The organism is Vicinamibacterales bacterium (assembly GCA_036496585.1).
Taxonomy (GTDB): Bacteria; Acidobacteriota; Vicinamibacteria; order Vicinamibacterales; family 2-12-FULL-66-21; genus JAICSD01.
This window is the reverse complement of sequence record DASXLB010000064.1, coordinates 1-26,164: the sequence shown is the minus strand read 5'-3', so window position 1 is coordinate 26,164 and position 26,164 is coordinate 1. Positions and strand designations below refer to the sequence as shown.

At 68.3% G+C, this 26,164-nt stretch carries 27 protein-coding genes and 3 tRNA genes; 11 read left to right on the top strand and 19 right to left on the bottom strand.

Features of this window, described 5'->3' with window-relative positions:
- Positions 1 to 10: 10 nt before the first annotated feature.
- The 3 genes from VGI12_18435 (at position 11) to VGI12_18425 (ending at position 3,467) form a co-directional block, all read left to right on the top strand.
- Positions 11 to 424, top strand: coding sequence for a hypothetical protein (locus VGI12_18435; protein HEY2434655.1), 414 nt, complete (start codon positions 11 to 13; stop codon positions 422 to 424).
- A complete protein-coding gene (locus VGI12_18430) occupies positions 325 to 1,395 on the top strand; it encodes an SMP-30/gluconolactonase/LRE family protein (GenBank protein ID HEY2434654.1) in 1,071 nt (356 codons plus the stop codon). The genes VGI12_18435 and VGI12_18430 overlap by 100 nt, the downstream gene beginning before the upstream one ends.
- A 608-nt stretch (positions 1,396 to 2,003) precedes the next feature.
- Positions 2,004 to 3,467, top strand: coding sequence for a right-handed parallel beta-helix repeat-containing protein (locus tag VGI12_18425; GenBank protein HEY2434653.1), 1,464 nt, complete (start codon positions 2,004 to 2,006; stop codon positions 3,465 to 3,467).
- 37 nt (positions 3,468 to 3,504) lie between these two features.
- On the opposite strand, the gene VGI12_18420 is transcribed toward VGI12_18425, so the two are convergent.
- The 3 genes from VGI12_18420 to VGI12_18410 all read right to left on the bottom strand — a co-directional run bounded on the left by VGI12_18420 (position 3,505) and on the right by VGI12_18410 (position 4,758).
- Positions 3,505 to 4,098 (bottom strand): cupin domain-containing protein, encoded by a 594-nt coding sequence (locus tag VGI12_18420; protein HEY2434652.1) that lies wholly within the window; start codon positions 4,096 to 4,098, stop codon positions 3,505 to 3,507.
- A 350-nt stretch (positions 4,099 to 4,448) separates the two neighbouring features.
- A tRNA-Asp gene (locus tag VGI12_18415) sits at positions 4,449 to 4,525 on the bottom strand.
- A 160-nt stretch (positions 4,526 to 4,685) separates the two neighbouring features.
- Positions 4,686 to 4,758 (bottom strand) — tRNA-Val (locus tag VGI12_18410).
- Positions 4,759 to 4,885: 127 nt separating this feature from the next.
- On the opposite strand from VGI12_18410, the gene VGI12_18405 reads away from it, so the two are divergent.
- Positions 4,886 to 5,764: a Kdo hydroxylase family protein gene (locus VGI12_18405; GenBank protein HEY2434651.1), complete on the top strand. Its 879-nt coding sequence runs from the start codon at positions 4,886 to 4,888 to the stop codon at positions 5,762 to 5,764.
- 16 nt (positions 5,765 to 5,780) lie between these two features.
- Positions 5,781 to 6,698, top strand: a complete 918-nt coding sequence (locus VGI12_18400) for an FkbM family methyltransferase (GenBank protein HEY2434650.1) — start codon at positions 5,781 to 5,783, stop codon at positions 6,696 to 6,698.
- A gap of 26 nt (positions 6,699 to 6,724) precedes the next feature.
- On the opposite strand, the gene VGI12_18395 is transcribed toward VGI12_18400, so the two are convergent.
- From VGI12_18395 to VGI12_18350, 10 genes are read right to left on the bottom strand one after another with little or no spacing between them, the layout of a single operon-like run.
- Positions 6,725 to 8,212, bottom strand: a complete 1,488-nt coding sequence (locus VGI12_18395) for a hypothetical protein (GenBank protein HEY2434649.1) — start codon at positions 8,210 to 8,212, stop codon at positions 6,725 to 6,727.
- On the bottom strand, positions 8,212 to 8,742 hold the full coding sequence (locus tag VGI12_18390; protein HEY2434648.1) for a methyltransferase: 531 nt from the start codon (positions 8,740 to 8,742) through the stop codon (positions 8,212 to 8,214). Before VGI12_18390 ends, VGI12_18395 begins: the two co-directional genes overlap by 1 nt.
- Positions 8,735 to 9,736, bottom strand: a complete 1,002-nt coding sequence (locus VGI12_18385) for a glycosyltransferase family 9 protein (GenBank protein HEY2434647.1) — start codon at positions 9,734 to 9,736, stop codon at positions 8,735 to 8,737. Before VGI12_18385 ends, VGI12_18390 begins: the two co-directional genes overlap by 8 nt.
- Positions 9,733 to 10,209: an adenylyltransferase/cytidyltransferase family protein gene (locus VGI12_18380; GenBank protein HEY2434646.1), complete on the bottom strand. Its 477-nt coding sequence runs from the start codon at positions 10,207 to 10,209 to the stop codon at positions 9,733 to 9,735. The genes VGI12_18385 and VGI12_18380 overlap by 4 nt, the downstream gene beginning before the upstream one ends.
- A 5-nt stretch (positions 10,210 to 10,214) precedes the next feature.
- Positions 10,215 to 11,234 carry a PfkB family carbohydrate kinase gene (locus VGI12_18375; protein HEY2434645.1) on the bottom strand — a complete coding sequence of 340 codons (1,020 nt, stop codon included), beginning with the start codon at positions 11,232 to 11,234 and terminating at the stop codon, positions 10,215 to 10,217.
- A complete protein-coding gene (locus VGI12_18370; GenBank protein HEY2434644.1) occupies positions 11,231 to 11,794 on the bottom strand; it encodes an HAD family hydrolase in 564 nt (187 codons plus the stop codon). The genes VGI12_18375 and VGI12_18370 overlap by 4 nt, the downstream gene beginning before the upstream one ends.
- Entirely contained in the window at positions 11,791 to 12,786 is a 996-nt protein-coding gene (waaF, locus tag VGI12_18365; protein ID HEY2434643.1) for a lipopolysaccharide heptosyltransferase II, read from the bottom strand. The genes VGI12_18370 and waaF overlap by 4 nt, the downstream gene beginning before the upstream one ends.
- A gap of 60 nt (positions 12,787 to 12,846) precedes the next feature.
- A complete protein-coding gene (locus tag VGI12_18360) occupies positions 12,847 to 13,767 on the bottom strand; it encodes a lysophospholipid acyltransferase family protein (protein HEY2434642.1) in 921 nt (306 codons plus the stop codon).
- The gene (lpxK, locus tag VGI12_18355; protein ID HEY2434641.1) at positions 13,764 to 14,804 is read right to left on the bottom strand and encodes a tetraacyldisaccharide 4'-kinase; all 1,041 of its coding nucleotides are present in this window, start codon (positions 14,802 to 14,804) and stop codon (positions 13,764 to 13,766) included. The genes VGI12_18360 and lpxK overlap by 4 nt, the downstream gene beginning before the upstream one ends.
- A complete protein-coding gene (locus VGI12_18350; protein ID HEY2434640.1) occupies positions 14,804 to 16,138 on the bottom strand; it encodes a 3-deoxy-D-manno-octulosonic acid transferase in 1,335 nt (444 codons plus the stop codon). Before VGI12_18350 ends, lpxK begins: the two co-directional genes overlap by 1 nt.
- Positions 16,139 to 16,191: 53 nt before the next feature.
- Here VGI12_18350 and gap point away from each other — a divergent pair, with 53 nt between their 5' ends.
- Genes gap through tpiA form a run of 3 tightly spaced genes read left to right on the top strand, consistent with a single transcriptional unit; the run spans position 16,192 to position 19,223 of the window.
- On the top strand, positions 16,192 to 17,199 hold the full coding sequence (gene gap, locus VGI12_18345; protein ID HEY2434639.1) for a type I glyceraldehyde-3-phosphate dehydrogenase: 1,008 nt from the start codon (positions 16,192 to 16,194) through the stop codon (positions 17,197 to 17,199).
- Positions 17,200 to 17,245: 46 nt separating this feature from the next.
- A complete protein-coding gene (locus tag VGI12_18340; protein HEY2434638.1) occupies positions 17,246 to 18,439 on the top strand; it encodes a phosphoglycerate kinase in 1,194 nt (397 codons plus the stop codon).
- A 16-nt stretch (positions 18,440 to 18,455) separates the two neighbouring features.
- Positions 18,456 to 19,223 (top strand): triose-phosphate isomerase, encoded by a 768-nt coding sequence (gene tpiA / locus VGI12_18335; GenBank protein ID HEY2434637.1) that lies wholly within the window; start codon positions 18,456 to 18,458, stop codon positions 19,221 to 19,223.
- A 23-nt stretch (positions 19,224 to 19,246) separates the two neighbouring features.
- On the opposite strand, the gene VGI12_18330 is transcribed toward tpiA, so the two are convergent.
- Positions 19,247 to 19,705, bottom strand: a complete 459-nt coding sequence (locus VGI12_18330; GenBank protein ID HEY2434636.1) for a DinB family protein — start codon at positions 19,703 to 19,705, stop codon at positions 19,247 to 19,249.
- Positions 19,706 to 19,724: 19 nt separating this feature from the next.
- Between VGI12_18330 and secG the strand changes: the two genes are divergently transcribed.
- The 3 genes from secG to VGI12_18315 all read left to right on the top strand — a co-directional run bounded on the left by secG (position 19,725) and on the right by VGI12_18315 (position 23,099).
- Positions 19,725 to 20,069: a preprotein translocase subunit SecG gene (gene secG / locus VGI12_18325; GenBank protein ID HEY2434635.1), complete on the top strand. Its 345-nt coding sequence runs from the start codon at positions 19,725 to 19,727 to the stop codon at positions 20,067 to 20,069.
- Positions 20,070 to 20,087: 18 nt separating this feature from the next.
- Positions 20,088 to 22,967: a protein kinase gene (locus VGI12_18320; protein HEY2434634.1), complete on the top strand. Its 2,880-nt coding sequence runs from the start codon at positions 20,088 to 20,090 to the stop codon at positions 22,965 to 22,967.
- A gap of 45 nt (positions 22,968 to 23,012) precedes the next feature.
- Positions 23,013 to 23,099: transfer RNA gene (locus tag VGI12_18315), tRNA-Leu, on the top strand.
- An 11-nt stretch (positions 23,100 to 23,110) separates the two neighbouring features.
- On the opposite strand, the gene VGI12_18310 is transcribed toward VGI12_18315, so the two are convergent.
- The 5 genes from VGI12_18310 to VGI12_18290 form a co-directional block, all read right to left on the bottom strand.
- Complete coding sequence (locus VGI12_18310; protein HEY2434633.1) at positions 23,111 to 24,193, bottom strand: tyrosine-type recombinase/integrase; 1,083 nt, start codon at positions 24,191 to 24,193, stop codon at positions 23,111 to 23,113.
- A 325-nt stretch (positions 24,194 to 24,518) separates the two neighbouring features.
- Positions 24,519 to 24,824, bottom strand: a complete 306-nt coding sequence (locus VGI12_18305; GenBank protein ID HEY2434632.1) for a hypothetical protein — start codon at positions 24,822 to 24,824, stop codon at positions 24,519 to 24,521.
- Between the two features lie 66 nt (positions 24,825 to 24,890).
- Entirely contained in the window at positions 24,891 to 25,259 is a 369-nt protein-coding gene (locus VGI12_18300; GenBank protein HEY2434631.1) for a hypothetical protein, read from the bottom strand.
- A gap of 83 nt (positions 25,260 to 25,342) precedes the next feature.
- Positions 25,343 to 25,822, bottom strand: a complete 480-nt coding sequence (locus tag VGI12_18295; protein HEY2434630.1) for a hypothetical protein — start codon at positions 25,820 to 25,822, stop codon at positions 25,343 to 25,345.
- A 132-nt stretch (positions 25,823 to 25,954) separates the two neighbouring features.
- A partial coding sequence (locus VGI12_18290; GenBank protein HEY2434629.1) for a hypothetical protein occupies positions 25,955 to 26,164 on the bottom strand: 210 nt, incomplete at its 5' end.

Below are 26,164 nucleotides of genomic sequence, written 5' to 3'. Positions count from 1 at the left end.
GGAGACTGCCGTGGAACGACGTGGAATCCTGAAGACCCTGCTCGCCGGCGTGGCCGGGGCCTGGGGCGCGCAGTTCGCCGCCCCCGTACGCGCCGTAGCCCAGACGAAGCACATCCGGCTTTACGTGGAGATGGACATCGCTCCCGCGCGCGAGCGCGAGATGCTCGACCTCTTTCACAACCAGTTCGTTCCCGAAGCGGTGAAGCACGAGGGCTACATCCGCGTGAAGATGCTCAAGCGCCGCGCGGTGATCCAGGGCAGCGTACCGCCGGCGCACAACTACCGCTTCGAGCTCGAGTTCGAGAGCGAGGAGCTGCGACAGACGTGGATCGCATCGGCAGCCCACCAGCGCGTGTGGCCGCCGGTCGAGAAAACGATGACCACGACCAAGGATTATCCGGTCGTGCTCTACGACGAGGTGTAACGGTGGCACTGAAACACAGCTCATGTGGGATTGCCCTCGCCGCTGTACTCGCCGCGGCGCCCGGCGGTGTCGGCAAGGTCGAGCGTCTCGACCCGGCGCTCGACGCGCTCGTCGCGCCGGGCACCGTCATCGAGAAGGTCGCGGGGGGCTTCAAGTTCACCGAAGGTCCGCTCTGGCGGCCAGACGGCACCCTCTGGTTCAGCGACGTGCAGGGCAACGTCGTCCGCTCAGTGACGCCCGCCGGCCAGGTCAAGGTAGTCATTGAAAACGCGGGTGGCGTGTCGAATGCGCCGCCCGACGCCTTCATCGGGTCCAACGGCATGGCCCAGGCGCCGGACGGGTCGGTCTGGATGGTGCAGCATGGCGCGCGGCAGATCGCGCGCGTCGCGCCCGATCACACGCTGACACCGGTGGTCTCCAGGTTCGAAGGCAAGCGCTTCAATAGCCCGAACGACCTGGTGTTCGCGAAGGACGGCGCGCTGTACTTCACCGATCCGCCTTACGGCCTCGCCAAGCAGGATGACGATCCGGCCAAGGAACTCGCGTTCAACGGCGTCTATCGCTTCGCGAACGGCCGCATTCAAGCGGTCGTGCGCGATCTCAATCGTCCCAATGGTCTCGCGTTCTCTCCGGATTACAAGACCCTGTACGTCAACAACTCGGACCCGGCGAAAAACCTCGTCATGCGCTACGACGTCGCCGCGGACGGCACGCTCGCCCACGGGCGCGTGTTCGCGGACCTCACGAGCCAGATCGACGGCCTGGCAGACGGCATGAAAGTCGATGCGAAGGGGAATGTGTACACCGCCGGCCCCGGAGGCATCTGGGTGCTGTCACCGGCCGGCACCCATCTCGGCACGATCGCACCGCCGGAGACACCCGCCAACTGTGCGTGGGGCGAAGATGGCAAGACGCTGTACATGACGGCGGTGACCAGCGTCTATCGGGTCAGAACGCTGGTGGGGCGGTAGCGATGAATCGCCGGCACTTTCTGGAGTGTCTCGCAGGCGCGGGTGCCGCGGCGAGCTTCGGACGGAGCGTCTTCGGCGCGCAGGGCGGTCCCGCTGCGGCGCGAGGCGACTCGCTCCTGCCGGACGGCACGGCATACGCCGAATGGGAACAGCCGCTGACGTTCTCGAAGACCTATTACGTCGACAACGGCGATGCAAAGGCCGACGACAACGGTCCGGGTACGAAGACGCGCCCCCTCCGCACCATCAACAAGGCCGCCGAGTTGCTGCAGCCGGGCGAGCGCGTGGTGATCGCGTCGGGGACCTATCGGGAGTGCGTGCGCCCGGCGCGTGGGGGGACGGGCCCGTCGCAGATGATCAGTTACGAAGCCGCCCCCGGAGCGAAAGTTGTCATCAAGGGATCCGAAGTCCTGAAGGATGGCTGGATGCAGGCGCCGGTTCCGAGTGGTGGTCCCGGCGGCGCAGGGAGGGGCGGTGGACCGGCCGAGGCGCCTGTCATCAGCTGGCGGTACGAGTTCAACGGCGCGATGTTCCCCGAGGGGTACCAGCCGTTTGCCCTGCCCAGCATCATGGGCAGCTGGTCGTGGCTCGATCCGCGCGTGGTCGACATGGGGCCGTTTCTGCGCCGGCGTGGACTGGTGTTCGTCGACGGCACGCCGCTGGAGCCGGTGGAGCAGCAGCGCGAACTGGCCGCGCCGCGGCTCCAGCCCTTCCCCGACTTCACCGCTCCGGCCCAGCCGCAAAACGGACTGCCGCCGCGGCGCCGCGGCGGACCGATCATGCAGGAGGTCGGCGGCTCCCCCGACGCGCGCGTCTGGGTGGATCCCTCTGGCCGAGCCATTCAGATCCGCCTGGCTGCCGGAGCGCCGGCCGATCACGTCATCGAAGTGACCACGCGTCAGGCCACGTTCGTTCCTTCGCAGGGTGGCGTGGGCTTCATTCGCATCAAGGGCTTGACGTTTCAGCACGCCGCCAACGCGTATCCGTTTCCGCAGTTCGGCATGATCTCCTGCGCCGGCGGCGACCACTGGATTCTCGAGGACAACACTATCGAATGGGCGAATGGCGGCGGCCTGTCGATCGGCAGGGACTCAAACAGCGGCACCTCGCGGCAGGCGGGTGCGTCGCACATCCTGCGCCGCAATACGATCCGCTATTGCGGGGTGGAAGGCCTCGGCGGTATGGGCACCGCGAACACGCTCATCGAAGACAACCTCATTGAGTGGTGCGGCTGGGCAGACGCTGAACGCGGCTGGGAGGCCGCCGGCGCCAAGTTCCACAACGCCCGCAATCTGCTGTTCCGCCGCAACGTGGTGCGCCACATGCGCCACGCCAATGCGATCTGGCTCGACGTCGGCAATGCGAACTGCCGGATCACGCGGAACGTGTTTGCCGACGTCCTGTCGGTCAGCGCTGCCGTGCACGTGGAGATGACCACTGAAACCAACCAGATCGACAACAACGTCATTTGGGACGTCCGCAACGCCGAGCCGGGCACGCCCGGTCAGAGAGGCTGTGCCGGATCCGGCATCTTCGACAATGCCACCGACAAGCTGATCATCGCGCAGAATCTGATCGGCCGCTGCGACAACTCCGCCCTCTTTGCGATCACGCGGCCCGATCGCAGGGGAAGCGGCACCGGGACGGGCAACGTCATCTCGAACAATATCGTCGCGAAGTGCGACACGTCGGCGATCGTGTTCCTGAATCCCGGCAACCAGGCCGATGGCAACGTCTATGTGGGCATGCCGGCCCGGTTCCAGGGCTATGGCGAAGGCGACGCGAAGCAGTATGCCGATCTCGAGACGTGGCGCCGCGCGCACGGCTGGGACATCAACTCCGTGATGGCGGATGCCCAAGTCGATTTCGACCCCGATGCGCTGCTGCTGACGATGGCGATCCGTCAGACCCTGCCGCAGGTGAACGCGGTCAATCACATCGACACCGACATCCTGGGCAAGGACGCGGGCGTCACAAGGGTCCCTGGCCCCCTTGCAAATCCCGGCGCGAAACGAGAGTGGAATGTTGATCCGCGCGGTGGGGTACCGACGATATCCGCTCCGCGCGCCTAATCCACCCCAACGCAGCGGACCGCTTTGGAACGCCGCCTCACGTGACTTCTTCGGCAGCGAGCGGCGCACCAACGCAACGAGATGGACACCCGGGCCAGCCATCGCCGCGGTAGCGCCCAAGCAGGGTGCCGATCGTGACGATCACTCGAAACAGTGCGGCTTGAATCGGCCGCGGCACGATCAGTAGGGTCTGCGTATGACGATACCGTAAGAGGAGATGGGCCATGTAGAAGAGCGGAGGCCGGCTGGCCGAGCCGGCGTTGACGACTTCGAAGGTCGCTTGAAGAAATCGGTCCAAGTCCACTGCGGGCCGCGCATAGCCTTCGAACACCAGGGGTTCATTCCCATCGTTCCACCACCGGTGGGTCGATCCGCGAGGGAACGACACCCGCTCTCCCGAGCCTGCGGTGAGTCGGCGACCATTGAGCACAGCTGACAGCGTGCCGGATCTGACGACCCCTTCTTCATCCTCCGCGACGTGAATATGGAGAGGAGGCCCTTGCCGATGTGGGGGGACCGAACCTTTCAGTTCCAGCCACACTTCGTCGCCTTTCCTTACACGCCGCATCGCCAACCGCTCGCCGCTATGCCGATTCTCGACAATCAACTCGCGAACACCGCTGTGGTCCATCAGTACTCTCCGGTTTGACGGGCGCCCAACCTTCCCTTCAGGCCATCCGATTCGACGAGTCAGATCATAAGCCCGTGGCCAGAGGTTACGCTCACGTCAGCCGAATTGGCGCGCGAGAAAATGCAGCGTTGAAGTAATGAGTAGTCGCCCGGGCGGATTGAAGGATCCGCCCTGGCGCCGGTGCGGTGGCGAGCGGCCGGCTGATTCCGGCGTTGAGGCGCGGGCCCCTGCTCATCACCCCGCCACGCAAGCCAAAGGGCGACACAGAGGGTCGTGACGAGGAGCGATGGAGCGAGAGACCGCAACGTTTTGCGGTCATCTCATTCATTGCGGAATTATGTAGCGGTAAATGGCGGGGTCGACGAGGCTCGAACTCGCGACCTCCGGCGTGACAGGCCGGCGTTCTAACCAACTGAACTACGACCCCAGAACGTTCGAAAGGACAACGAAGCGGAAGCAGATGCGAGTGCGGTTCTGTCACCAAACCGGACCGCTGCCATTTCTGGCCTTACTGCGTATGTGCTGCTGTCGCGCTTCCTTCACGACCCACGCCCCGCGGGCGTGCATCTCTGCCGTCCAGATCTCAATGGGCGGTACAGGACTCGAACCTGTGACAGCCGGCGTGTAAAGCCGGTGCTCTACCAACTGAGCTAACCGCCCCCACGCGACAGGGCCGCCGTCAGGCCTCATGCCCTACCGAACAAGTTCTCGATTATACACCATTCACATTCGTGTCCAGCGGCACGAGCCGTCCGTTCGCGCTCGTCTGATAGACTTGGCGACCGGCATGACGGCGAACCTCTTCACGATCGACGCGCAACGCTGGGAAGAGCCGCCCGCGCCAGGGCTCGCAGACCAGGCAATCGCGGCGCTCGAGAGCGGCCACGTCCTGTTCCTTCCGAAGCTCCGCTTCGACCTGCAGCCGGCCGAGCTCGGCTTCCTGAATCCCGACACCGTCCACGGCTCGAAGAACGTCAGCTACAGCCCAGCGACCGGCCGGGTCGGCGGCACGCAGGCGCAGGGGGCCGAGCTCGACGCCCTGCGCGAGCTGCTCTCCCGGTTTTCCCGCGCCACCCTGCGCCTGGCCGGCGATCTGCTGCCGCGCTATCGCACGGCTCTTCGCCAGGGACGCACGAGCCTTCGTCCGGTCGAAGTCGCCGGACGCGTGTCGTCGTGGCGGGCCGACGACACGCGCCTGCACGTCGATACCTTTCCGTCGACACCGACGCGCGGACACCGGATCCTCAGAGTGTTCAGCAACATCAACCACGCTGGGCAGCCGCGGGTCTGGCGGGTCGGCGAACCATTCGACGCGATCGCCAGGCGGTTCGCGCCGTCGTTGCGCGCGCCCCTCTGGGGAAGCCGCGCCGCCCTCTACGCGGTCCGCGTCACGAAATCGATGCGCACCCCCTACGATCACTACATGCTGCAACTGCACGACCGGATGAAGGCCGACTCGCGCTACCAGGCCGAGTCCGAGCAGTTCACCTGCAGCTTCCCCGCCGGCAGCACGTGGATGGCCTACACGGATCAGGTGCCGCATGCCGCGCTGTCCGGCATCCATCAGCTCGAGCAGACGTTCTACCTGCCCGTCTCCGCGCTTCGCGACGAAGCCTCGGCGCCGCTCCGCGTGCTCGAGCGTGAACTCGGACGCCGGCTCGCGTGAGAGACGGCGCCATCCCATGAGTCAGCCCGCCGGACGCAGCTGGGCGGATCTAGCGGCGGCCGCGAGTGCCCGGTGGCCTGGCGCGGATCGCGCGGTTCGCCGCTGGCTGGCGGCGCTGCGCCGCCGCTCGGCGGCCAAGACTCCCCGACAGCAGCTGAAACATCTCGGCCGCATCCGCCGGGTCGCCGCGAAAGACGGCGCGCCCTACTGGTTCCTCTGCCCGAACCGGACCGTGTCGTGGCGCGCCCGCACGTTCCTGACGAAGGAACCGGAAACCATCGAGTGGATCGACACGTTCGCGGCCGGTGACGTGCTCTTCGACATCGGCGCGAACATTGGCCTGTACTCGATCTATGCCGCCAGCCGCCGCATCGACGTCGTCGCCTTCGAGCCGGAATCGCAGAACTACGCGCTCATCAATCAGAACATCTTCCTCAACGGGCTGTCCGAGCGGATCAAGTGCCTGGCGCTGGCGTTGTCGGACGCCAACGGCGTCGACTACATCTATCTGTCCCGTTTCCGCGCCGGCGAGTCGCTGCACAACTTCGGTGACGCGCTGGACTGGCAGCGGCGGCCGTTCACACCCTCGTTCCGCCAGGGCAGCGTCGCCTTCTCGCTCGACCGCTTCCTCGAGTTCCAGCCCGCGCCGTTTCCCACCCATATCAAGATCGACGTCGACGGGATCGAGGCGAGGATCATCCGCGGCGCGGCCCATACGCTCAGAGATCCGCGGCTGAAGTCGCTGCTCGTCGAGTTCGACGGCGCGTCGGCCGACGATCGCGGCGCGATCGCCGAGGTCGAGGCGGCCGGATTCCGGCTCCTGCACAAGAAGCGCTCGCCGCTGTTCAACACGGCCAAGTTCCCGGAGCTCTTCAACTACGTGTTCGTGCGCGGGTCGAACCATCCCATAGACGCGGCCGGCGATCGCGACTGAGCACACCGGCCGAACCGCGCGGCCTCTCAGCGGAGACGGTAGACGCGAACCGCCCCGCTCTCGAACGCGACCGGTAGCGGGAACTCGCGCTCGGCGATTAGATAGTCGAGATCGTACGTAGCGCCAATCGCCCGGGCCCGTTCAGCGCTGAGACTGCCGAAGTCCCCCACCGCCTGCAGGCGGTCTCTCGTGCGGATCGCCGTCCGTCGATCGTAGAGACCGACCGCGGCATCCTTGACGGCCTCGACCAGCACGTCGCGGCCCGCCGCCGCGCGGAGGCTCGCGCCATGGTGAACTGCGTGCATCGGGTCGGCCAGCCAGCCGGACCCGAGGTCCGTCTGCCGCGCCCACGCCATCGCCCGCCCCCAGTCGTCGTCTCGGATGTCGATCAACGCCAGCGGACGATCGGGAAAGAGCACCCCCTTCAGGTAGACGCTGCGGGCCATCGACAGCACGATCAGACACGCGGCGGCCAGCCCCGCCCGCGCCTCGCGCGGGGCTGCCCCCTCGGCGAGCGCCCACGTCACGTAGATCACCGCGACGAAGTCGAGCATCCAGAACATACGCGCCGGCTGCAGCTGCACGGCCAGCGCCACGCGGGCGGCATTGGCGGGCAGGATCGCCGCGAAGACGAGTGCCAGCGAGAGCACACCGGCGACCATGCCCGTTTCCGGATCATCGACCAGGCCAAGCGCGCGCCGACGTCGGTACAGCAGGACGATCACCGGCACGTACAGCAGGTTCAGCATCCAGGCGGTCAGCGGCCACTCGAGTGGAAAGAGGTAGTCCTTCGACGCCAGCGTGGCGACCCACTCGGGATCCATCCGCGCCACCCGGCCGGCCAGCGGCCCCACGGTCAAGGCCCACATGCCGGCGATGAGCCCGGCCGCACAGACGCCAGCCAGCGGTCGACGCCACCGCGGCTGCATGACGGCGGCGGCCGCGCCGAACCAGATCCCGAACCACAGAGCGGTGGTGGGATGCACGATCGCGGCGAGCACCAGCGCGCCGGCGGCAGCCGGCACACGCCTGCGGAGGAGCGCCGCCAGCCCGAGCGCGCCGAACGCGAAGGCGAGCTGACGCGGGTGGAAATAGCCTTCGAGCGTGTTGGTGCCGGTGCGCCAGATCGCATGGCGCAGCGTCAGCACCGTGAGCAGGGCCACCGCACCCCAGACAGTGCGGTACACCCGCCGAGCGATCAACCAGACCGCGGCCGCGAGCAGCACCAGCGTCGTCACGTAGAGGACGGCGAACAGCGCCGGCAGTCCCGCACCGGTCCATCGCGCCAGACCGGCGATCGTTTCGTCGACGAGGGTCAGGCGCGCCTGCGACACGATCAGCGCAGCGTCACGCGGAAACGCGGCGGGCTGCAGGTCGAGCAGGACGGCCGGGATGTAGAACGCCTCGTCCGACGCCGCGTATCGGTACATCGCGGAGTTCGCCGTGCACAGCACGATAAAAGGCACGAGCGCCGCGAGCCAGATCCAGATGCCGCGCGAAACCCTCGCAGCCATCAATGCGCCGCCTTCCACGCCAGGACAGCCAGCACGAGCGCCAGCCCGCCGATCGCGCGGTATTCCCGATTGCGGATCACGCGCGTCAGGCTGAAACGCCGGGCCACCCGCGGCAGATCCCCTTCGCGATACGCCGGATACTGGTGGCCGAACTTCTCCGTCAGGTGCGCCTCTTCCGTCCAGATCGCCGCGCCGATCGTGATCGTCAGGTAGGCGGCGATGATCAGCACGACCAGGAGGCGGTTCGACGCGATCGCCATGCCGGCCGCGATGAACGCCGAGCCGAGGTACAGCGGATGCCGCGTGATCGCGTAGGGCCCCGACGCGGTGATTTCGCGTCCCTTCTCGAGGTGCCCGGCGGCCCACACGCGGAGCATTTCTCCCGCCGTCGCGACCCCGGCGCCAAGCGTCAGCGATCCGCGGCTCGGGTCGGCGAGCCACACCGCGAGCACCCCGATCAGGAACCCGGCGGTGACGCGCCGCCGCGAAATCGCCGCCACGATACGGCGCCAGGCCCTCCCGTCAGCCACGCGTCTCTCCCACCGCCAGGCGCCTCTGCACGGCAGCGTCCACGTCCGCCACGGTGATCTCTTCCAGGCACCAGCGCGCCTGCCGGCAGCTGCGTTCGATCGGACAGCCGCACCGATCGGCGCGCGACACGAAGACGTCACTCGAAGACCACGGACCGTTGCGCGCCGGGTCGGTCGGGCCGTAGAGGCTGACGGTCGGCGTGCCAACGGCCGTCGCGACGTGCAACGGTCCGGTGTCGCCGGCGACGAAGAGATCGGCGGCGCGGCAGAAGGCGACGAGATCGCGGACCGACGTCGGCGGCGCGAGCACGGCCGCCCCGCCCGACGCCGCCACCACGGCGGCCGCCAGTTCTTCTTCTCCCGGACCCCAGAGGACCACGGGCACGAGCGCATGCCGTTCACGGATCGACGCGGCGAGCTGCCCGAAACGCCCGGCCGGCCACCGCTTGTTCGGCCACGCGGCTCCGGGATTGATCAGAGCAACGCGCGAGCCTCCCAGCGTGGAGCGGAGCGCACTGAGCGCGGCGGACTCGACAGGCCGCAACGGGAACTCGATCCCGTCGTCCTCGATGCCAAGCGTCTGCAGCAGACGCAGGTTCTTCAGGATGGCGTGCGCCCCCTCGCCATTCGCCGACGCGGTATAGAAGAAGCGCGCGGTCTTCTCGCGGAGGTCGCGCCGAGTGAAGCCGACGACCCGCGCCGCGCCCGAGGCGCGCGCCAGGACCGCCGATTTCAGCAGGCCTTGAAAATCGAGGGCGACGTCGTAGCGCGCCGCGCGAAGCTCGCGCCGCGCCGACGCCCAGGCGGGCAGCGTACCGCCGCGCAGCACCACGACGCGATCGAGCGTTGTCACCAGTTCGACGATGTCGCGGTGAGGAGCGTCGACGAGCCAGTCGATGCGGGCGGTCGCGAACGCCCTTCGCAGAGCCGCCGCCGCCGGAATCGCGTGGATGACGTCGCCCAGCGATCCGAGGCGGACGATCAGGATGTTCATGGAGCGGAGGCCCGGATGCGGCCCAGCAGATCGCGCGTCGAGTGATCCTTGGGATCGCCGACGATGGCGATGCGTCCGCCATAGCCGCGGACGGTGTCGCGCTCGGGGACCGTGTCGGCAGCGTAGTCGGTCCCCTTGCAGTGCACGTCGGGCTTGACCGCGAGCAGGAGCGGCGTCACCGTCGGTTCGGCGAAGACCACGACGTAGTCGACGCCGCGCAGCGCCGCCACCAGCTCGGCGCGGTCGGCCGCGGCCAGGATCGGCCGACCGGCTCCCTTCAGCCGGCCGACGGACTGGTCGTCGTTGACCGCCACCACCAGCACGTCCCCTTCGGCGGCGGCGGCCTGCAGATAGCGAACGTGGCCGACGTGCAGGAGGTCGAAGCAGCCGTTGGCGAAGGCGATGGTGCGGCCGGCACGCCGTTCCGCCGCCGCCGCGGCCACCAGCTCGTCGCGCGACACCACGCGTCCCATGCGCGTCAGGCGCCGGGACGGCCGATGGAGCCGCCGCTGATCAGGTACCGGAGCTCGCTCGCGCTCACCGTCGCGGTGCCTCGCTTCATGACCACGATGCCGCCGGCGCAGTTGGCCAGCTGCGCCGCCTCGACGAACGTGGCGCCGGCGCTCAGCGCCAGGGTCAAGGTCGCGATCACCGTGTCGCCGGCGCCGGTGACGTCGGCGATCTGATCGGATCCGACGATGGGAATGTGGACGGTCGGGTGCGCCCGCTCGAACAGCGCCATGCCGCGGCTGCCGCGGGTGACGAGCACCGCTTTCGCCCGGGTCAGGTGCAGCAGGGTGCGTCCGGCCCGCTCGAGCGCCTTCGGCTGGTCGCCGATCCTCAGCCCGAGCGCCTGCTCCACCTCCGACTCGTTCGGGGTACACGCCGTCATGCCGCGGAACTTCGGCAGCGCATAGCGCGAATCGACGACGGTGATCGGGGTGTGCCGCTTGGCCTGTGCGACGAGCGCCGGCGATACGAGGCCGCTGCCGTAGTCGGAGACAATCAGCGCGTCGGCGTCGCGCACCGCGCGCAGCACGGCGCTCTCGAACGCGGCGCGCGCCCGCGCGTCGATCGTCGCCGAAGACGCGCGGTCGATACGCACGACCTGCTGCTTGGCGGAGTGGATGCCGCCGGCAAGAATGCGCGTCTTGGTCGGCGTGCGATAGGCCGCCGGACGCAGCACGGCGCCGACGTCGACTCTCCGCTGTTTGAGCACGCTGAGCAGCCGCCGCCCGGTCTCGTCGCGCCCGGCGATACCGGCCGCGCGCACCGACCCGCCGAGCGCGGCGGCGTTGGCGGCGGCGTTACCGGCCCCCCCGGGCACGACCTCGGTCGAGTCGTAGTTGAGAATCAGCACTGGCGCCTCGCGCGACACGCGGGCGATCTCGCCGTAGATGAACTCGTCGGCCAGCAGATCGCCGGCGACGACGACCTTGCGCCCGGCAATAGCGTCGACGAGGGCGAGGAGACGCGAGGCGTTGACTGTCGCTGTCATGGCTGATCGAGAATCCACGCGGCCGCGTCGGCCAGCGTGTCAAGGATGGCGTCGGCCTGCAGATCCGCTTGCGGGGCCGTCTCCTCGCGGCTGCCGAGCCCGGTGCGGACGAGGACGCCGCGGGCGCCGACCGCCTTCGCCGCCCCGACGTCGTGCCATCGATCGCCGACCACGAACGAGCGCGCCAGGTCGAGATCGAGATCGGCGGCGGCGCGGCGCAGCATGCCCGGACGCGGCTTGCGGCAGTCGCAGTCCTGCACGTACTCGGCGCGGACGCCGGTCCGGTAGTGCGGACAATGGTAGTAGGCGTCGACGTGCGCGAGACCGGCCGCGAGCCGCCCGGAGATCGCCCGGTGCGCCTCGGCCACGAACGCTTCCTCGACGATGCCGCGCGCGATGCCGGCCTGGTTGGTGACGACGACCACGGCGAAGCCGGCGCGGTTCAGCAGCCGGACCGCGTCGACCGAATAGGGATAGAAGACGAGACGCTCGAGACGATCGAGATAGCCCGACTCTTCGATGAGGGTGCCGTCGCGGTCGAGGAAGACGGCGCGCCTCATGCGAGGTGCCCGGTGACCGAGCGGAACACGGTGTCGACGTCAATCCGTTTCATGCAGCGATGATCGATGGGACACTCGCGGAGCAGGCACGGCCGGCAGAACACGTCGCGCACGATCAGGTCGGCACGTCCGCCCGGCGACGTCACCCGCTCGTCGGTCGGTCCGAAGATGGCCGTCAACGGTACGCCGAGCGCCGCCGCCAGGTGCATCGCGCCCGAATCGTTCGAGACAAACGCGCTGCAGCGGGCGATGACCCCGACGAGCTGACGAAGCGTCGTGCGGCCGACCAGATCCACCACCCGCGCGCCCGCGGGCAGCGATGATTCTATCGCACGCGCGGTGTCGCGATCGGCGGCCGCACCGACCAGCACCGCGGGGACGTTCTGCCGGGCGAGCGCCGCTATCACTCCGGCGACACGATCCGGCGGCCAGCGCTTGGCGTGCCCGTAGGCCGCACCGGGGGCAAATCCGACCGGTCGCGTGCCCGGCGCGAGGCCGGCGCGCTGGAGCAGGAGGTCGGCCGCGGCGAGCGTCGGCGGCCGCGCCGTGAGCCGCGGCGGCACCGGCGGCACCTCGATGCCGAGGCCTCGCGCCAGCGACAGGTAGTAGTCGACGTGGTGCAGGCGCCCCCGCGGGCGCCGGATCGGCCGCGTCAGCATCCAGCCGCGCCAGCCGCCGCTGAAACCCCAGCGCTCGGCAATCCCGGCGCGCTGCGCCACCCAGGCGCTGCCGAAGGAGTTCGGCAGCAACAAGATCGCATCGGCGCGGGCGCCGCGCAGCTCGGCCGTCTCGCTGGCGCGATTGACGATCAGGATCTCGTCGGGCGCCGCCGGCGTGTCCTCTTCGAAGAGCGGTGCGATCTGCGGGCGCGCCGCCAGCACGATGCGGCAATCCGCGTAGGCGCGCCGCACCGCGTCGAGCGCGGGCAGCGCCATCACGGCGTCGCCGAGCCAGTTCGGTGCGCGGACGATCAGACGCGCGATCGGCTTCATCGCGCGCTGGGATTCGGCGGCACGAAAGGCCCGCCGCGGGCGGCCGTCGTCACACACATGTCAGTCTTCCGTGCTCGCCGCCGGAAACATGCCGCGCATGGCCGGATCGGCGTCGCGCCAGCGGCGGTGCATCCAGAGCCACAACCCCGGGTACCGCCGCACGTACATCTCGAGCACGTCGGTGCAGCGTTGCGTGAACTGCCGGATGGCATCGGGATCGTCGGCGGGCGGCGGCTCGACCGCGTGCTCGTAGACCATCCGCAGCCGTCCGCCGGGCAGCGGCAGCGCGAAGACCGGAATCACCGGCGCGCCAGTGCGCAGCGCCAGCGCCGCCAGCGCGGTCGTGGTCGCGGCCGGACGGTTGAAGAAATCGACCGGCACGGCGTCGGTGTGGATGTGCTGATCGATCAGGAGCGCCACCGCCTGGTTCGCGGCGAGCGCCCGCATCACCCGGCGCAGCGCCCCCTTGCGATAGATCACGCTGTTGCCGGTCCGGCCGCGGACGTGCTCGAGCAGGTCGTGCAGCAGCGGATTGTCCAGCGGCCGCGCCATCACGGCCATCGGATGCAGCCGCAGCGCGTGCACCAGCGCGTTGATTTCCCAGAATCCGAAGTGGCCGGTAAAGAGCAGCACGCCGCGATTGAGCGCATGCGCCGCGGTCACCCGTTCGGCCCCTTCGAACTCGACCCGCGCAAGCATCTGGCGCGGGGTCATGGTGCTGAACTTCAGCAGCACCATCAGCAGCCGGCCGAAGTGCGCGAACATGTCGCGCGCGATGGCGGCGCGTTCGGCGGGCGGGCGTCCGGGAAACGCGGCGGCGAGGTTCTTGAGCGCCAGGCGGCGGTGTGGACGATCGAACGTGCCGAACAGCCAGCCGAGTGCGGTGCCGGCGGCCAGCACCAGCGGCATCGGCGACACCCGCGCCAGTCCGCGCGCCGTCATGACCGCGCGATACTCGAGCCGGTGATGGAGCGCGATCATGCGTGGCCGGTGGGCGCCGCCGCGCCGATGTCCCCTCGGCAGTTGGCGTCCCGTCGCGGACTGCGGCCGGTCCGTCTCGCCACCGACAGCAGCCAGTCGGTGAACGACGCCGGATCGTCGAGCGCGATCGAGAGCGGTACCGCCTCGATGGGCACGGGCCACGGGCGGAACGGCAGTAGCCGTACCAGATCCTTGTCCGTGGTGACGATACGCGCCGCGCCGGCGTCGGATGCCTGGCGGCAGATCCGTTCGAGGTCGCCAGCCGTGTACCGATAGTGATCGCGGAACGACAACTCGCCGGCCACGTTCCAGCCGCCGTCACGGAGCCCGCGAAAGAAGGCCGCCGGCGACGCAATCGCGGCGACGGCCAGCACCGGCGCGGCGGTCGTCGGCGCGCCCTGGCGGCGGCGCGCGCGCCAGACCGGTCTGCCGGGTTTCGACACCTGCTCCAGACCTGATGGGTGGACCGGGTCTCGAGGCCCGGCCTCGAGCCAGACGACCGCGTCGGCCGCGGCCAGCACATCGAGCGGCTCGCGCAAGTGACCCGACGGCAGCGTCACCGGCCGGGCGAGATCGTCGGGCGCCAGCACGACGAGATCGGCGTCGCGATACAGATCGAAGTGCTGAAAGCCGTCGTCGAGCAGGTGCACCGTGCAGCCGAACTGTGTCTCGGCCAGCCGGCCGGCCAGGAAGCGGCTGGGCGACACCAGTACGGCGACCCCGTCGAGCGTCCGCGCCAGCATCGATGGCTCGTCGCCTGTGCGATCGAGATCGGCGCGGATGCCGGACGGGTCGCGCGCCACCACGACGCCGTCTTCGTGGACGCGGCGTGCGTAGCCGCGGCTGAGGATCGAAGGGCGCTCGCCGGCGTCGCGCAGGGCCGCGGCGGCCAAGGCGGCCATCGGCGTCTTGGCCCGCCCGCCCGCGGCCAGATTGCCGATACTGATCACCGGGTGTTCGAGCATGTGCTGCAGGTCGGGGCGCCGGGCGTAGAAGCCGCGACGCAGTCGCGCGGCGGCGGCGTAGGCGCGTGCGATCAGTGGACCACCCGGAACGGCCGCACGTTGCCGGAATCCTGCGGCGGCAGAACGCGGCCGATCGCCGCCATCGTCTTGACCCGCGCGCCGCGGTTGGCTTCGACCAGCGCCCGCGCCGCCGCGCCGAGCCGGGCGCGGCGCACCGGGTCGGTGAGCAGGGCGTGCAGCGCCTGCTCCAGCTCGCGGCCGGAACGGATCTGGATCGCCGCGTCGTGCTCGATGAACGTGCGCGCGATCTCGGCAAAATTCTGCATGTACGGTCCGAACACGATGGCCTTGCCGAACACCGCCGGCTCGAGGATGTTGTGCCCGCCCTGATCGACGAGCGAGCCTCCGACGAACACCGCCGTCGCGACCTGGTAGAGCTGCGCCAGCTCGCCGATCGAGTCGAGCACGATGACGTCCTGACGCGGTTCGGCGTCGACCGCGAGCTCGGTCCGGCGCGCGACCTTCCAGCCGCCCTGCCGCGCCAACTGCTCCACGTCGCCGAATCGCTCGGGCTTGCGCGGCGCGATGATGAGCAGCGTCTCCGGCAAACGCGCGCGGATGCGCTGGAACGACTCGAAGATCGGCTCCTCTTCTCCCTTCATCGTGCTCGCCGCGATGAGGACCGGACGCGAGGGAGCGATGCGGAAGTAGCGGAGGACGCGGTTGCGGCCGCGATCCGCAGCGGTCGAGGTGCCCGGCACTTCCAGCGAGTCGAACTTGAGGCTGCCGGTGACGACCACCCGCGCCGGATCGGCGCCCATGTCGATGATCCGCCGCGCCGATTCGTCGCTCTGCATGCAGAAGCGATTGACCGTGGCGAGGACACGCCGCAGAAACGGCCGCGCCAGCCGGTAGCGCGGGTAGGAGCGCGACGAGATGCGGCCGTTGACCAGCACGGTGCGCACGCCCTGCTGCTCGCAGGCGCGCAGCAGGTTCGGCCAGATCTCCGTCTCCATCATCACGAAGAGACGCGGCTTGACGAGCCGCAGCGTGCGGTTGACGACGAACCCGAGATCGAAGGGAAAATAGAACACGCCGTCGACGAACTGTAGGCTGTTGCGCGCGATCTGCTGGCCGGTCATGGTGGTCGTCGACAGGAACAGCCGCAGACGCGGATAGCGTTCGCGCAGCTCGGGCAGCAGCGCGCGCGCGGTCAGCACTTCGCCGACCGACACGGCATGGATCCAGATCGATTCCTCGCCGTCGAGATTGAAGGTGATCGGCAGGTATCCCAGCCGCTCGCCGAGCGAACCGATGTACTTCCGGTAGCGCACCGCCTGCCACGCCAGGTACGGCGACATGATCAGAAAGAATGTGACGATGAGTACGCTGTATAGGAGATACACCGTCTGAAACGCTGATTATGCACTAGAATCGAGGATTCGGAGGCTTCGCAACGATGGCAACGAAGGTCGGGATTAACGGATTCGGCCGCATCGGCCGCAACATCATGCGCGCCGCGCTCGGTGCCGCGGACATCGATTTCGTCGCGGTCAACGATCTGACGAACGCGGGCACACTCGCGCATCTGCTCAAGTACGATTCGATCCTCGGCAACCTGAAATCTTCGATCAAAGCGAGCGGCGATCGGATCACGGTCGACGGCGACGATTTCCAGGTGCTGTCGGTGAAGGATCCGGCGCAGCTCCCCTGGAAAGATCTCGGCGTCGACATCGTCTTCGAGTCGACCGGCCTGTTCACCGACCGTGATGCCGCCGCCAAGCACCTCGCCGCCGGCGCCAAGAAAGTCATCATCACCGCGCCCGCGAAGCAGCCGGACATCACGCTGGTGCTGGGCGTCAACGCCGACAAGTACGACCCGAAGACGCACCACATCATCTCCAACGCCTCGTGCACCACGAACTGCCTGGCGCCGATGGCGAAGGTGCTGCACGAGACGTTCGGCATCAAGAAGGGCTGGATGACGACCATCCATTCCTATACCAACGACCAGCAGCTGCTCGATCTGCCCCACAAGGACCTGCGGCGCGCCCGCGCGGCGGCGCTGTCGATGATCCCGACGACCACCGGCGCCGCGCTGGCGGTCGGGGAAGTGCTGCCGGAGCTGAAGGGCAAACTCGACGGCTTCGCGATGCGCGTCCCGACCCCCAACGTCTCGGTCGTCGATCTCGCCGCCATCCTCGAGAAGAAGACGACGGCGGAAGAGGTCAACGCCGCGTTCAAGAAGGCGGCGGACGGCCCGCTGAAGGGCATCCTCGAATACGTCACCGAACCGCTGGTCTCGATCGACTTCCGCGGCAATCCTCACTCGTCGATGATCGACTCGCCCTACACGAAAGTGATGGACGGCGATTTCGTCAAGGTCCTGTCGTGGTACGACAACGAATGGGGCTACTCGAACCGCTGCGTCGATCTCCTCCGCCTGATGATCGAGAAGGGCGTCTAGCGTCGGCAGCGGCGGTCGCTCGTCATCCGCACCAACGGCAGGTATCGTGGCAAAACGTTCCGTCAAGGATCTGAATCTGCGGGGGCGCAAGGTCCTCGTCCGCGTCGACTTCAACGTCCCGATCAAGGGCGGGAAGATCGGCGATGACACGCGCATCCGCGCGTCGCTGCCGACTGTGCGCTACGCGCTCGAGCAGGGGGCGGCGACCGTGATCCTCTGCTCCCACCTCGGGCGCCCGAAGGGCAAGGCGAATCCCGAATACACGCTCGAGCCGGTGGCGCGGCGGGTCGCGGAACTGCTGCAGCGGCCGGTCGTGTTCGCCACCGACTGCGTCGGCGCGGCGGCGACCACCGCGATCGCCGAAGCGGGCAGCGCCGGCGGGGTCGTGCTGCTCGAAAATCTGCGGTTCCACGCGGAAGAAGAGAAAAACGACCCGGCCTTCGCGCAGCAACTCGCGCAGCTCGCCGATGTCTACGTGAACGACGCGTTCGGATCCGCGCACCGGGCGCACGCGTCGACCGAAGGCGTCGTCAAGTACATGAAGGAGTCGGCAGCCGGCCTGCTGATGGCAGCCGAGATCGAACACCTCGGGAGGGTGCTGGAGCGGCCTGAGCGCCCATTCGTGGCGATCCTCGGCGGCGCCAAGGTGTCGGACAAGCTCGAGGTGATCGAGAACCTGATTCCGCGCGTCGACGCGCTGCTGGTCGGCGGCGCGATGGCCTATACGTTCTTTCAGGCGCGCGGCCTGCCGGTCGGCAAATCGCTGGTCGAACCGGATCTGCTCGACGCGGCCAGGGACATCGAGACGCGCGCCCGCGCGAGAGGCCTGCGCTTCGAGCTGCCGGTCGACCACGTCGTGGCGGCCCGCCTCGAAGCGGGAGTGCCGGCCGAGACACTGGCCGTCGGCGACCCGGCAATCGGCGAGCGGATGGGGCTCGACATCGGCCCGAAGACGATCGAGGTCTACCGTGCGGTGATTGCCACGGCGAAGACGGTCGTCTGGAACGGGCCGATGGGCGTGTTCGAAATCGACGCCTTCGCGGCGGGCACGATCGAGGTGGCGAAGGCGATGGCCTCGGTGCACGGCACGACCGTCATCGGCGGCGGCGACTCGATCGCGGCCGTCGCCAAGGCCGGCGTCAGCGACCGCATCACCCACATTTCGACGGGCGGCGGCGCCTCGCTCGAGTTCCTCGGCGGCCGGACGCTGCCCGGCGTCGCCGTGCTCCCGGACCGATAGACTCGGACGACAACACATGCGCACCCCGTTCATCGCGGCCAACTGGAAGATGTACAAGACCGTCGCCGAGGCGGTCGCCTTCATCAAGGAATTCCGCCCGATGGTGAAGGAGGTGCACGACGTCGAGATCGTCATCGCACCGCCGTTCACCGCCCTGCACGCCGCCGTCGAAGCGGCCCACGGGTCGAGCCTCGGCGTCGCCGGACAGAACCTGCACTGGGAACGCGAGGGGGCGTTCACCGGCGAGATCAGCGCCGCCATGCTGAAAGAGGCCGGCGCCGAGTACGTCATCATCGGACACTCGGAGCGGCGCCGGCTCTTCGGCGACACCGACGTGTCGGTGAATCGCAAGCTGACGGCCGCGCTCGCGGCGCAGCTGACGCCGATCGTCTGCATCGGGGAGACGCTCGACGAGCGCGACGCCAGTCAGACGCTCGACGTGCTGGACCGTCAAATCAAGCAGGGACTCGACGGCGTTGGCGGCGAGCAGATCGCATCCCTCGTCGTCGCCTACGAGCCCGTGTGGGCCATCGGCACCGGCCGCAACGCCACCCCCGCGCAGGCGGGAGAGGCGCACTCGCATATCCGTGCCCGGCTCCGGCAGTGGTTCGGCGGCGCCGCCGCCGATCAGTGCCACATCCTGTACGGCGGCAGCGTCAAGCCCGATAACATCGGCGAGCTCGCCTCGCTCGAGGATGTCGACGGCGCGCTGGTCGGCGGCGCCAGCCTCGACGTACGCAGCTTCTACGAAATCGTCAAGCGCTCACGCCCCGCGGCCGGATAGCGGCGCGGCCGAATCCGCTCGCGCTATCTCCAGACGCCGAGCAGCCGGCGCAGCATGATGAGCTCACCGAGGTGGTAGGCGTTGTGGTCGATCACCAGGAGCATTTCACGCGCGTAGGTCTGGCCGTCGCCGTGCGGGATCTTTCGCGCGAGGTTCAGCGTGGCGTCGCTGGCCATCCGCTGCAGTGCTCTGCGGTCGCGACGGAACGCCGCAACCGAGCGGTCCCAGGCCTTCGCGTCCGGCGGCTCGGGCGAACCGGGCCAGTAGTCCGCGGGCCACGTCAGCGCCTTGTATTTCGCGTTCCGCGAGAAGTCGAGGATATCGTGCTGGGTGCGGCGCATGTGCTCGAGAATCTCCCAGCCCGAGTACGGGAGGCCGCGGACGCGGCGTCCCCTGAGCCTGGGAGGAAAATCCCTCACTGCCTGCTCGAACCTGGCGTGCGCGTCTCCCCACGCGAGTGCGTCCGAAAGCTGCTGCCTCATACGGTATAATTATGTGCTTATGCTCTACTACCTGCTCGTGACCTTTTATCTCGTCGCGTGCCTGCTCCTCCTGCTCGTGGTGCTCATGCAGCAGGGCAAAGGCGGCGACATGGCGAGCGCATTCGGCGGCGGCGGCAGTACGCAGACGGCCTTCGGAGCACGGGCAGGAGCGACCGTCCTGACGCGTGCGACGACGATTCTCGGCGCGCTGTTCATGCTCGGCGCCATCATGCTGGGCGTGTACGGACAGCGCGGACCGGGTTCGGTGTTGAGCGGCGTGAAGGGCCCTGCCCAGGTTTCGGTACCGGCGCCCGCGCCGGCCCAGCATCCCGCGGCTCCCACGTCGACGCCCGTCAAGAAGTAAGCGCCCTCCATCACCTGTGTGCTCGAGCCAGTCGGGCAGCTGATCGGCAACCGATACCGCATCGCCGAACGCCTCGGCGAGGGCGGGATGGGTGTCGTCTACCGCGCCGTCGACGAACGGCTGCAGCGCCCGGTCGCCGTCAAACTGCTCCCCGCGAACGTCGCCGATGATCCCGACCGGTTGGCGCGTTTCCAGAACGAGGCGCGCGCCCTCTCGGCGCTGAACCACCCGCACATCGTCACCATCTACGAGGTCGCCGCCGCCGGCGACGTTCCCTTCATCGCGATGGAGTGCGTGGACGGCATGACGCTGCGCGCGCGGGAAGCGAACGGGCCGGTCGATCCTCGGGCAGCCGTCGAGATCGCGATCCAGATTGCGCGCGGTCTCGACGCCGCGCACGCGAGAGGAATCGTGCATGGGGACGTCAAGCCCGAGAACGTGATGCTCAGGCGCGACGGCTACGTCAAGGTGCTGGACTTCGGCCTGGCGGCGCTGCGGCCGGCGGGCGACGCCACAGTGTCGCGCCTGACGGCCGGCGCGTTCGATACCGTCGCCAGCGTCACCGCCGGCACGCCGGCCTACATGTCGCCCGAACAGCTCGAGGGCCGCCCGGCCGACGCGAGCAGCGACATCTTCGCGCTCGGCATCGTCCTCTTCGAGGCGATTGCCGGCGTGAATCCCTTCGCGCGCCCGACTCTGCTCGAAGTGGTCAACGCGATCGCGCAGACGCCGGCGCCGGCCGCGAGCGGCGGCAGCCGGCTTCCGGGTCCACTTCTCCAGGTGGTCCTGAGAGCGCTGCAGAAATCCCCCGCGGATCGCTACCCGTCGGCCGCGGCGTTCGCGACGGCGCTGCAGGACCTGCAGCGGGAGCCCGGTGCTCGGGCGCGGCGGCCTGCCTGGGTGTCGGCGGCTGTCGTGGTGACGCTGACGGCGCTCGTCGCCGCATCGGCAGCCGGCTGGACCGCGTATCGAGGATCGGTTCGCCGCGCGGCCGTCCGCGAGCGGGACGTGCCCCAGATCGCGCAACTCGCCGCCGATGAACGATCGACCGCCGCGTTTCCGATCATCCAGCGCGCCGAGCGCGATCTGCCCGGCGATCCCGACCTGGCCCACGCCGTCGCCGCCGCCACCCGCATCGTCTCGATCGATTCGGATCCGCAGGGGGCCGTCGTCGAGGTCAAGGACTATCTGGCGCCAGACGAGCCGTGGCTGCGGCTGGGGACGACGCCGCTCAGGCAGATCCGGATTCCGAGCGGCTATCTGCGCTGGCACGTGTCGAAGCCCGGCGTCGCCGACTACACCGCGGCGCCGTTCGTGTCGAACGAGATGCACTTTCCGCTCGACGCGATCGCGAAAGCGCCGCGCGGCATGCTGCCCGTCGACGGCGGACGGATCGGTGACTTCGCGGCGTTTCTCGGCTGGCTCGGGCCCTATGACCTGCCGCCGTTCTACGTCGATCGGGTGGAAGTCACCAATCGCGACTATCAGGCGTTCGTGGACGCCGGCGGCTACGCGAGCGAGCGCTTCTGGAAGGAACCCATCGTCCGCGATGGCCGGACGCTTCCGTGGAGCGAGGCGATGGCGCTCTTCCGCGACGCCACCGGACGGCCCGGGCCGTCGACGTGGGAAGCGGGCCGCTATCCCGACGGCCAGGCCGACTATCCGGTGTCAGGCGTGAGCTGGTACGAGGCGTCCGCCTACGCCGTGTTCGCGCAGAAAAGCCTGCCGGTGATCATCCAGCGCAACAAGGTCGCGCCGTTCGCGCTCGATCGCTACTTCGTCCGGTTCAGCAACCTTTCGGAGCATCTTGCGCCGACGGCTGCCAACGCCGGCGTCGGCCCGTACGGCACGTTCGACATGGTCGGCAATGTGCGCGAGTGGTATCTAAACAGCAACGGCGGCAGCGAGCGCTACATCCTTGGCCGCCAGGCCAGCTCGTACGGGCCCGAAGTGCTGTCGCCGCTGGATCGTACGCCGCTGAACGGCTTCCGCTGTGTCCGGAACGAGGGTGTGGTGCCGCCCGAGGCAGCGGCGCCCCGGCCGATGTTCCACCGCGACCTCGCCAAGGCGACCCCCGCCTCCGACGAGGTGTTCCGCGCGTATCGCGCGATGTACGCCTACGACAAGACCCCGGTGCACGCGACCGTCCAGACAGTCGCCGACCCCTCGCCGGACTGGACGCGCGAAAAGATCACGGTCGACGCGGCCTACGCCGGGCAGCCGTTGATCGTCTACCTCTTCGTCCCGAAGCAGGCGCCGCGACCGCTGCAGGCGGTGGTGTTCTTCCCGAGTGCGCGCGTCGGCTCGCTGACGTCGAGCGATCAGCTCGGCGACCTCACGTTCGTGGACTACGTGATCAAGAGCGGCCGTGCGGTGGCGTATCCGATCTATCTGGGTTTCTACGAGCGCGGCAGGAAGGCGCCGGTCAACCCGGGGCCGACGCTGCAGCGCGACGTCACCACGAGCTGGGCGAGAGACGTGTCGCGGACGATCGACTACCTCGAATCGCGGCCCGACATCGACGCCAACCGCATCGGCTATCTGGGGGCCAGCCAGGGGGCGGCGTGGGGCGTGCTCTTCACGGCGCTCGAAGATCGGCTGAAGGCGGTCGTGCTGCTCGACGGCGGATTCTTCCAATGGCCGAACCCGCCGAGTGGCCTCGACCAGGTGGACTTCGCGCCGCGGATCACCAAGCCGGTGCTGATGATCAACGGCCGCTACGACGCGGCGTTTCCGGTCGAGAGCTCGCAGGATCCGCTGTTCCGGATGATCGGCACTCCCGCAGCCGACAAGCGACATGTCTATTTCGACACGCCGCACGACGTGCGCCAGCGTCGGCCGGACTTGATCCGCGAGGTCCTGGGATGGTTCGACACGTATCTCGGTCGCGTGTCCTGAGTGATATACTGAGCGTTCGGGCACGCGCACGACGCGCCCACCCTCGCGGAAGTGGCGGAACTGGCAGACGCACCAGCTTGAGGGGCTGGCGGCCGCAAGGCCGTGAAGGTTCGAGTCCTTTCTTCCGCACCAATTAACTTGTTCTACGAGAACGACTTCTCGCCGACGATGGAACCCGTCTCCACGATGTCTCCACCCGCGACGGCGGGTGGACGGGATTCTAGGAGCCGAATGGCACTATCGAGCGTTGTCGCGCTCAGGTGCATGTAGCGCTGGGTCGTCGCCAGATCTCTATGCCCCGCCAACTCTTGGATCGCTCGCGCCGGGGCGCCTCGCATGGCGAGATGTGAACAGAACGTGTGCCGCAGAATGTGCGGACCGGTGTTCTGCAATGCCGCTCGGTGCGCTGCGCGCTGCACCCGCACGACAACCGCGCTTTCCGATAGACGGCCGTCGTCCCGTCCCGTCAGCACCAGCGGCGCGCGCAAATGGCGGTGTTCGCGCAACGCGGCCGCCAGTCTGGCCGTCATCGGCACGTGTCGGAGCCGTCCTCCTTTCGTGGTGGACACGTGGCCTCGCCAATCGTTGCGCTCCACACAAAGCTGTTTCGCCTCCTGATTGACGTCACGCCACCTTAACGCCCGCATCTCGCCGGATCGCAAGCCGGCATCTCCGCCGAGCAGCACGCACGCCAAGGTCGTGGAGTCGAGCGCGCGCGCCGCCGCGATCAGGCGCTCGTAGTCATCGAAGTCGTAGAATTCGACAGAGCCCTGACTCGTCTTCAGCAGCCGGATCGTGCAGGGCACGTAAGGGATGACGCCCCACTCGACCGCCTTCTTCAACAGCGTACTCAGCACGGTCAGCACGTTATTGACCGTCTTTGGCGCCCGGTCCTCAAGACGACGCTTCAACCGCTGCACGTCCTCCGCGGTGATCGCGTCCAGCGACTTCGCCCCTAACGTGGGCAGGAGGTGATTGCGCAGGATACTGTCCTTGTGCGCAATGCCTCCGAGCTTCTGCTGATTCGCACGCGCATGTTCATCAAGAAACCGCGGCGCGAATTCTCTCAGTGTGGGCACCTCCTGCTCTTTCTTGGCGAGGCCGTGAATCAGCAGGTACCGTTCGCGGTCGTCACCCCAGCGTTGCGCGGCCGATTTCGAGCCTACTGGAGCCTTGCTCCGCTCACGGTGCCGCGTGCCGTTTGGCAGCCGGAAGACAATGTCCACCTCCCAGCCGCCCCTTTTGTACGGTCGAACAGTCACACTCATCGCGTTCCCCCTCCTCGCGATGACGTGGACTTCTGGTCTAACCAGTCTAGCAAATCGGCCGAGCGAATGAGGCAGCGTCGGCCGATTCGCGTCACGCCCGGCAACTGCGCGCGTTCGGCCATGGCGTAAACGGCCTTGCGACTGGTGCGAAGCAGCGAGGCCGTCTCATCCACCGTCAGGAGCGTCGGGAGATCGTTCGGATTCATGTGCCACCCCGTGCGAAAAGCGATGCTTGATTTCCCGGGCGCCGCACAAGGCGGCACCCGGGAGCAGTCGTCAAGCGTCAGGCGACTTCGTCTCTGGTCTGGTCCTCGTACTCGGCGTACGCCTGCAGCACCAGGTCGCGAATACGCTCCTGTGCGTTCGCTTCGGAGATGGGTCGCAACAGCGCGAAGCTGCGCCGCTCACCGTTGACGGAGTACTGGCGCGCCGGGAACGTGACGTTCCGGCCACCGCCGCCGCGGCGTTCCCACACGGAGAAGCCGATCAGCTTCAAACCGTCGAAGACGCCGTCGGAGAAGTGCAGCTCGGCATCGGCGAGTTTGCCGGCCGGCTGACCCTTGTCGTTCGCGATGATCTTGACCACCATGATGTGACCTCCTGAAAAGCCCGCCACTCGGGCGAGCGGTTAACGCTGACGTGGGGGTTGAGCGAGTCATGCGGTCACCGCGCTGAGGGCCGCCCCTTTCAGGCGCTGCCACAGCCAGTGCTGCAGGGTGTTCAAGGCAACGAGGCCTGGGTCGGCTCGCAGCAGGTGGTGCTGCTGGCCGCGATACTTCGCTCGTTGCCAGGCGAGCTCCATCGCGTCGACGAGCACCAGTCGGGCTGGACCGCTCGTCTGCGTGACGTCGTGAATGAACGGATCCGCAACGAATCCCGCAAGATCCGCGAATGGACCTGTGTGCAGCGTGACCGTCGCCGGCGTGTCGAGTTCGGCCGGAGCGGTGGTGACGAAGGCGAAGTACTGGCGCGTGTGGCGGCCGATCGTGACCGTGACGCTGGGCGTGATCGACAGTTGACGCATCGTGGGTGCTCCTTTCGGAAAACGTGCTGATAGATTCCCGACCATCACGTAGCGGCCAAGACATGGCTTCGCCGAGGACGCCGTCAAGGCCGTAAGCCCCGCTTCGCGGGGGCGCCGCAACGCGGCGCGCCTTGACGGCGCCGAGGCGAGCCATAGACTCGGGGCGGTGATGGTCGGGACGGGTGGACGGAACTGCCGTGTGGATCCGAGCCGCTCGGCGGCAGCGAGACACGCAGCGACTGCGCCAGGCGTGTCAGGCCGTCGCGCCGCCAACTCTGGCGCAGCGCGACGGCGCTCGCGAGCACCCACGGCCACTGGCGCCGCGGGATGCAATCGAGCGTGCCGACGAGATCCGCAAAGAGATCGTCGGGATAGAGTTCCTCGACGACCGCTTTCAGGAGTGCGCGTGACCACGTGAGGTGTCGGGCGCGTGCGGCAAACAACCGCAACTCGCGCGGACGGATCTCACGCCGCCACCGGTCCGCATCGAGGTCCTGCTTGGCTCTGACACCTGCCTCGAGGTACTCATCGATGTCGGTGATGCCGGTTCGAATTCCGCGCATGGCTCCTCCTCTCACGGCTGACGACGCGCGTTGAGGCGCGCGGCGACCTGTGCGGAGGGCCTGGGCGGTCCGCGTGAACGGCGGTGTATGTTGGGAGCCGGCGGGGATGTACCCGCGCGGCGAGGACCAGGGTTACTGAACCGTGGTCAGGAGGCGGCTGGCGGCGCGATCGAGCGTGTATCGTCCGTCCTGCCAGGGCGTGCCCTGACTGAGTCGCGTCAGTCCTTGCACGTAGCCCCAGACGGAACGGGGATTGGTCTCGTGCGCTTCCGCCAGGCGGTAGGCCTCCGCAGCTTGCCTCTGCGACACCTCGAGTCGCGTCACAGCTGTGTCAATCACGGC

Coding starts and splice junctions, on each gene's coding strand:
- VGI12_18425 (HEY2434653.1), top strand. CDS start 2,004: ATGGGGCCGTTTCTGCGCCGGCGTGGACTGGTGTTCGTCGACGGCACG.
- VGI12_18420 (HEY2434652.1), bottom strand. CDS start 4,098: ATGGACCACAGCGGTGTTCGCGAGTTGATTGTCGAGAATCGGCATAGC.
- VGI12_18405 (HEY2434651.1), top strand. CDS start 4,886: ATGACGGCGAACCTCTTCACGATCGACGCGCAACGCTGGGAAGAGCCG.
- VGI12_18400 (HEY2434650.1), top strand. CDS start 5,781: ATGAGTCAGCCCGCCGGACGCAGCTGGGCGGATCTAGCGGCGGCCGCG.
- VGI12_18395 (HEY2434649.1), bottom strand. CDS start 8,212: ATGGCTGCGAGGGTTTCGCGCGGCATCTGGATCTGGCTCGCGGCGCTC.
- VGI12_18385 (HEY2434647.1), bottom strand. CDS start 9,736: ATGAACATCCTGATCGTCCGCCTCGGATCGCTGGGCGACGTCATCCAC.
- VGI12_18380 (HEY2434646.1), bottom strand. CDS start 10,209: ATGGGACGCGTGGTGTCGCGCGACGAGCTGGTGGCCGCGGCGGCGGCG.
- VGI12_18375 (HEY2434645.1), bottom strand. CDS start 11,234: ATGACAGCGACAGTCAACGCCTCGCGTCTCCTCGCCCTCGTCGACGCT.
- VGI12_18370 (HEY2434644.1), bottom strand. CDS start 11,794: ATGAGGCGCGCCGTCTTCCTCGACCGCGACGGCACCCTCATCGAAGAG.
- waaF (HEY2434643.1), bottom strand. CDS start 12,786: ATGAAGCCGATCGCGCGTCTGATCGTCCGCGCACCGAACTGGCTCGGC.
- VGI12_18360 (HEY2434642.1), bottom strand. CDS start 13,767: ATGATCGCGCTCCATCACCGGCTCGAGTATCGCGCGGTCATGACGGCG.
- gap (HEY2434639.1), top strand. CDS start 16,192: ATGGCAACGAAGGTCGGGATTAACGGATTCGGCCGCATCGGCCGCAAC.
- tpiA (HEY2434637.1), top strand. CDS start 18,456: ATGCGCACCCCGTTCATCGCGGCCAACTGGAAGATGTACAAGACCGTC.
- VGI12_18330 (HEY2434636.1), bottom strand. CDS start 19,705: ATGAGGCAGCAGCTTTCGGACGCACTCGCGTGGGGAGACGCGCACGCC.
- secG (HEY2434635.1), top strand. CDS start 19,725: ATGCTCTACTACCTGCTCGTGACCTTTTATCTCGTCGCGTGCCTGCTC.
- VGI12_18305 (HEY2434632.1), bottom strand. CDS start 24,824: ATGGTGGTCAAGATCATCGCGAACGACAAGGGTCAGCCGGCCGGCAAA.
- VGI12_18300 (HEY2434631.1), bottom strand. CDS start 25,259: ATGCGTCAACTGTCGATCACGCCCAGCGTCACGGTCACGATCGGCCGC.
- VGI12_18295 (HEY2434630.1), bottom strand. CDS start 25,822: ATGCGCGGAATTCGAACCGGCATCACCGACATCGATGAGTACCTCGAG.